This is a genomic window from Comamonas aquatilis (assembly GCF_965139575.1).
GTDB lineage: Bacteria > Pseudomonadota > Gammaproteobacteria > Burkholderiales > Burkholderiaceae_C > Comamonas > Comamonas aquatilis.
The window spans coordinates 50,959-56,958 of sequence record NZ_CBCSIW010000026.1 but is presented as its reverse complement, the minus strand read 5'-3'; the positions used below and the strand labels follow the sequence as shown (position 1 = coordinate 56,958).

4 protein-coding genes and 1 pseudogene are annotated in these 6,000 nt (G+C 49.9%); 3 read left to right on the top strand and 2 right to left on the bottom strand.

Annotated features, from left to right (window positions below):
- Nucleotides 1–101: 101 nt before the first annotated feature.
- Entirely contained in the window at nt 102–317 is a 216-nt protein-coding gene (locus ACNAZA_RS20500; protein ID WP_415798348.1) for a transposase, read from the bottom strand.
- A gap of 197 nt (nt 318–514) precedes the next feature.
- Here ACNAZA_RS20500 and ACNAZA_RS20495 point away from each other — a divergent pair, with 197 nt between their 5' ends.
- Both ACNAZA_RS20495 and ACNAZA_RS20490 read left to right on the top strand, forming a co-directional pair.
- Nucleotides 515–793, top strand: coding sequence for a DUF6471 domain-containing protein (locus tag ACNAZA_RS20495; protein ID WP_415798347.1), 279 nt, complete (start codon nt 515–517; stop codon nt 791–793).
- 176 nt (nt 794–969) lie between these two features.
- Nucleotides 970–2,082 carry a hypothetical protein gene (locus tag ACNAZA_RS20490; RefSeq protein WP_415798346.1) on the top strand — a complete coding sequence of 371 codons (1,113 nt, stop codon included), beginning with the start codon at nt 970–972 and terminating at the stop codon, nt 2,080–2,082.
- 122 nt (nt 2,083–2,204) lie between these two features.
- Here the strand turns inward: ACNAZA_RS20490 and ACNAZA_RS20485 are convergent, their stop codons facing one another.
- Nucleotides 2,205–2,378 (bottom strand): hypothetical protein, encoded by a 174-nt coding sequence (locus ACNAZA_RS20485; protein ID WP_415798345.1) that lies wholly within the window; start codon nt 2,376–2,378, stop codon nt 2,205–2,207.
- A 496-nt stretch (nt 2,379–2,874) separates the two neighbouring features.
- On the opposite strand from ACNAZA_RS20485, the pseudogene ACNAZA_RS20480 reads away from it, so the two are divergent.
- Nucleotides 2,875–5,186: pseudogene (locus ACNAZA_RS20480) on the top strand (ATP-binding protein).
- The last annotated feature ends 814 nt before the right edge of the window (nt 5,187–6,000 follow it).

The window sequence follows — 6,000 nt, the reverse complement described above, 5'->3', positions numbered from 1 at the left end:
GATATAAAGCTCAACTGCACGAATCCTGTCTGCGTATGAGTACATGAACTACCTCCTGGTAGTCCAAGTTTTTGTCCGCATCCCCACCGGGGGCTAGTGGGTCACTTCTGGGTGGAAATCAACAAGATGTGGTACTCCACATCTGAAAATAGGTGGTGAATCCGGTTTGTCTTGGCGCTCCAGACCCGCCGTGACCGACCTAGGCTGCTCAAGTCGGTGATCTCAAGCCAGGGGCGATATTCGGAGCCGTTACCTTTGCCACGGCCCTCTTTGACCATGCGTTCAATCTTCTTCTCTGACCAGACGTGCTTTCCCATCAATTCCTCTTGAGTGGTTCCTGTACCTACTCGTGTAGTTCTGGGGTCACCCCCATGCTTTGCCTGAAAGTGTTGATATCATCTAATTTAAAGAAAAATCATCATATACGATGATTGAAAATTGATGCCAGCCAAATGCTGTTGTTTTGCCTTGTTTCCAGGTCTTACGGGTGAAGGTGTACTCTTAAACTCGCTTTATGGAACCAGATTGGGAAGACCAGGCGCGCACGATCATTCGGGTCGAGCTTGTGCGTGCCAGAGTCAATTACAAAGAGCTGGCTTGGCGGTTTGAGCAAATGGGTATTCAGGAAACAGCCGCGAACTTGTCTAACAAAGTTGCACGGGGGCGGTTTTCGTTCGCCTTTTTCCTTCAGTGCATGACGGCCATAGGGGTCACTGTGGTCGACATTAACGGTGCTGTGAGTGGGGCAATGCTGATGAAGGTGCCTGAGGGTGACAACGAGGGGGAGGTCTAATGCTGGGCGCCACGCGCTTCATCTGGCTGGTCATTTATCGCCACCAGTCCTTGCCATGAGTACGAGAGCATTAGCCAGGTCAGTAAAAGAAGAAATTTGTTAGCCTAGCTAACCAATATTTGAGTGGTGCCAAGGAGGCTAATGAACGCTAGCCGGGAAAGATGGTCTCTGCTGCAATGACAAGCAACAACACCTTGAGCCCTCCAACATTGCAGCGCGGGATTCACTTCCCGACCAGCCGTTATCCAGCCATTCCTTTGGTGCGCCCCCTTGCGGTGTTTGGCAAGTCATTCGACGTAGAGCTGTCCTCGGGCCTCACCTTGAGCCCCGACACGGTCCTCCGTGCCTCACTAGGGAAAAGCCTTCAGACCTTTCTGCGTGAGGAGGGGTTGCTCCAACCAATCAAGCAGCTCCGCTACGGACTCTTGGGGCAGCACCAACTCAGCAGCACAACGAAGGCCAATATCCGCGCGGCGATGGGGCCGGTCGGAGACAAGGTCGTCGCAGTCCTCAACGGAGATCCCATCCCCGAGGACCTGGACAGCATGTCCGACTGGTCCACTCTCGCTATGACCTGGGGATCCACCTCGCCTGACAGCGCTTTGGATGTAGTCGTGAAGAGCTTCGTTGAGCTCGACCAGTTCAACGCGGAAGTCTCTGCTTGCACTGCAACTCATGGGCGCGAGGCAGGAGAGCAGATGTTTCAGACCCGCTTTGGGCAGCTCCTTCCTGCTTGGCGTGAGCTCTGTCCAGATCTCCGTATCGACTGCTGCTTACGCCTCGAATCGAGCCTTCATGTCGTGGCAGAGTTGGAAGCGATGCCCAGGGGGGTGGAGACTCAAGAAGCGGTATCGCTTGTTGCGGGCTTCCTTGATCCAGAAGCGAAGCCGTTAGGCCATTGGCTACGGCAGGTCGCTGAGACTGTGAAGTGTGGCAACAACAAGGAACTGGCTGATTTGCTGGCACGCCGCAATATCCTGCATCATGAAGGGCGTCTCATCACCCATGACACCCTCAAGGGATGGTCAGCAATGAAGCCGGGATCCCTGATGTCGCTTCAGGGATGCCAGGCACTTTTGAAGGTGGTTCCAGATGAAGAGGCCACCCAACGGCTGTTGTGCCGGTTTGCATTGGCTCGCTTTCTCGCGTTCTTATGTGAGTTCCTGCGTTCCTGTGTTAGCACTGGGGCACCCACTTGGCCGGACGCACAGCGAGTCATACGAGAGCGATACACGCAGATCTCAGTTGCCCGGCAACAAGCGGGTGGTCAAATACGCCAGACACAGTGAGCGAGCTGGTCAATCGCTCATGAGGCACAGCAGATATCGGATGCTGAGATACGGATGACAGCAAGGGATGATTGCTGTCTCAAACCTGCGGGGTCAACCGGTAGTCAGCGTTCAGGCCAGACTCAGGCCTTTGAACTCTTCCTGAGCGGAGGCAGGACCTGTGCTCGCTGAACCGTGGCATCCGCACGGCTCGCGAAGCTCTTTGGCGGGATCTTTCCGCCGGTCTTTTTTGCAGTTGTCGAGGCGATGCGGCTCGCAGCTTCACGGGTCATAGGGGAAAACTTTCCTTTGTTCATCACTAACTCCTGATAGATGGGCCGCAGAATTGCGGCCTGGAATTAGTGTCTGTGGCGAACAGGTGTTTCCGAGTGGAGTTTTCTGAACAAGATCGCGGGGGCAGGTTTCCCTCGACCAGCGTTCCTCTCTGAACTGAGCGGTACGCTTGATCTGACCACATTCAGCAACCGACCCATTGCCGCCACCTGGACATCGTCGGGTTATGTCAACTGGTCAGTGACTACCATCGCTCAAATCGTAGAACTCGCTGCCCTATTTCTGTCCTTCCACGCGAGGCATGAGTGGCAGCCAAGGGGCGGCCACGTGAAGGAGACACAGACTAAGAGCTGCGCGCGAGTCAGCACCCGCCACGAGCTAAGTCAAAGAGTGTGATTCTTCCAAGGGTTAACGTTAGCTCGCCGGTCGCCACAGAACCATTTCATTCGCTTACATATAGAGATCATTACCGAGTAATGCCTGCGCTTGACAGGCACTCAGTTGAGGGAGCCTCCAAAAGTGATTCTTCGCATTAATCGCCTTCGGCAGTTCGGCATCTTCACCGACTACAACGGAGCTGGCATTCAGCAGTTTGGCAGGTATAACCTCATCTATGGTTGGAATGGCACAGGAAAGTCAACCCTTTCTAATCTCTTTTCTTGCCTTGAGAGCCGTTCACTGACACCCCGCTTTGCTGGGGCACAGTTTTCCATCACACAGGAGGATGGGACTCCACTCACCGAAGCAAATCTGGCGGCTTCACAACTGAATGTCCATGTCTTCAATCAACGATTCATCCACGAGAACATTAATTGGGACAAATCGGTAAAGAGTATTCTGCTTATTGCTAAGGAGAAGATTGATGACCTTCAGACTTTGGAGAAAAAAAAGGGTGAGCTTGGCGAAAAGCAAAAAGCACACACGGCAAAGCTGACGGAAATCCGCACAAAGACAGAAGCATTGGAAAAATTTCTAACCAGTGCAGCAAAAAAAATGAAGACAGGTCTTCAGGCGATTGATACAAGTGATAGCTATTATCTAAACTATGACCGCCGAAAGCTCTCAAAATTCATTGAGAGCAACGGTGAAACGGTTGGGAAAAAGGAGTCTGTACTTTCCGATGAGAAAGTCATTGAGCTAACAAATGCAGCTAAACCGGACCACCTGCCGAGCATTAACTTCGCCTCAACAAAAATTGAAGATGGCTATTTCAAGAAGGCCGCTGCTCGCATTCGCGACTTAATTGGAACAACAGCAGTTAATCAGGCAATAGAGCGTCTTGCAGAAAACCCTAATATCCGTGATTGGGTTCAAAAGGGCTTGGAAATCCATGAGCACAGCAATTCAGAGTCTTGCGAATTCTGTGGGGGGAGTTCACTAAAGATCGTGCGAAAGTCTTGGCCGCTCATTTCAGCAAGGAATTCACCGAATTTCAAACGAGGCTGAATAATGCAGATAACTGGATTGAATCCCAAGGCGCACCTCTAAATACTCTTCCTGCATCAACAATCTTTTATAAAGAGTTCTCCACTGAGGCGACGAAGCTAGAAGAAGAATACAAGGGAATTGCTCAAAAAATCAATACACAAATTGAAGGATGGCGGATTGCCCTGAAGGAGAAAATCACTGATCCTTCAAAAACAGACATTCACATTGCGGATCTTGCAGAGGATGATGTGGCGAACTTTAATGCCGTCTTGTCGTCGATTGTTGACCTTGTGAAGAAGCACAATAATAAGACAGACAACTTCAGTGCAGAAACCTCTAAAGCAAAAAAAACTCTTGAACTGCATTTCTCTGCGGCAGAGATTCAAGACTTTGACTATGCAGGAAATGAGAGGCAGTGCAAAGACTTGGAGGCGACCGCAGCAATCGACAAGAAGGCGATTGATGAGATTGCTCTAGATGTGGCGAAGCTTGAGGCTCTTCTTTCCAATGAAACTGTCGGAGCTAAGGAGTTTAACGATACCCTCCATCGCTTCATTGGTCGCTCGGAACTCTGCTTGAGCTTCAACCAAGCCAAGAAGGGTTATGAGATTATTAGAAATGGAGTCGGGGAGCATGATGGAAATCTTAGTGAAGGAGAGAAGACGGCTATTGCCTTTGTCTACTTCATCACGAAGCTCAAAGAGCATGGAAACAACATCCAAGATTCGATTGTTGTCGTCGATGATCCTGTTTCAAGCTTTGACTCTAACCATCTATTTCATGCTTACTCCTTCCTCAAGACTCAATGCATAAATGCCAAACAGCTGTTTGTCCTCACCCATAACTTTACCTATTTCAAACTCGTGAGAGACTGGTTTACGACAACGAACAAGAATAGAGCAAGGAAGAGTCCTCCCAAAGCACCGGTGGCTTTTTTTTATAAGCTAGATGCCACGCCAGGATCCCCCCGTCATTCCCAGCTCGTGGATGCAGACGACTCTCTTAAAAATTATGGCTCTGAGTATCACTACATTTTCAATAAACTCTATGCATACAGAGCGAAGACGACTCTTGACCGCGACGAAGCATTCATGACCGCCAATCTCGCGAGAAAACTGCTGGAGTCATTCTTCACCTTCAAGTTTCCTCGTGGACGAAATGATGTGAGTCAGTTGATGGATGCAGGACTGGAAGGTTGCACTATAACCACAGCTGAGTTGAAGGAAAAGATATATAGATTCATTAATAAATACTCACACAGCGACGTTATTGAAATCACGGAAGAATCCACCGAAAACCTTGCGGGTGAGAGTCATAGCGTTCTAAATAACATCTTTCAATGGATTGAAGAGGCGGACAAGAAACACTTTGACGAGATGGTAGAAGTCGCCCAAGGAGCTTGATTAAATCAACGCCTAAAAAGCACGCCGCAATAAGCAAAGCCATCCTAGCGGTGGCTTTGCTTATATGAATATTGAGTTCCTATTCCATCAGCTTATTGGATTGAAGTGCTTGGTGATCACCATGATCTACGCCCATGTGATCATGATGAATGGAGTGTGCAGCCATTCGATTCACTGCTAGGTGCTGAGGTGCTGCAAAGCGACCATCGGTGAACTTCAACGCACTGGCTGAAGCCGACACTGGCATCGGCCAACTGGAACTCCGCTTCTGGCCGAACCTAGTCGGTCACAAGTCGCAGAATTGTCGGTGATCGCTTACTCTGGTGGTCATTTCAGCTGGAATACGCACAAGATGCAGGAACTCTATGGACGAACAGGCTTGCTTGTCACTTAAATGAAAGCGCTCTCGGCTCATCGCTGTTTTTAAGCTTTCAAAAAACCCCGACCGATCTTCAGCCTCACCATCCGTTAGTTGCTGGCCAGGAAGGGAAAGGTGCGGGTAGGGAAAGCCTTTGCACTGCTCTGCCTTCGACTTGAGGTCCGCAGTGTGAACGCCGCCAATCGATAGAACAAGGCAATCCAGCGCATGTTTCTTTTGTCAGTTGTGAATTCCAGCGCAGATTTATTTGTTTGAAACAGCCAGGATGCCATGAAAGTAGGTGTCTCGGTCGTTGTTTGCACCAAACTTGGGCAGGTAGGCATTGGATGTAGTCGCTTGGAAGCAATCTCACAAGGTGGCTTTTTCAGAGTGAGCGCAGATTTCTTTTGTCAGTCCGTTGTACCGGAAAAGGTTCTTCAGCGCAGGTCTATTTGT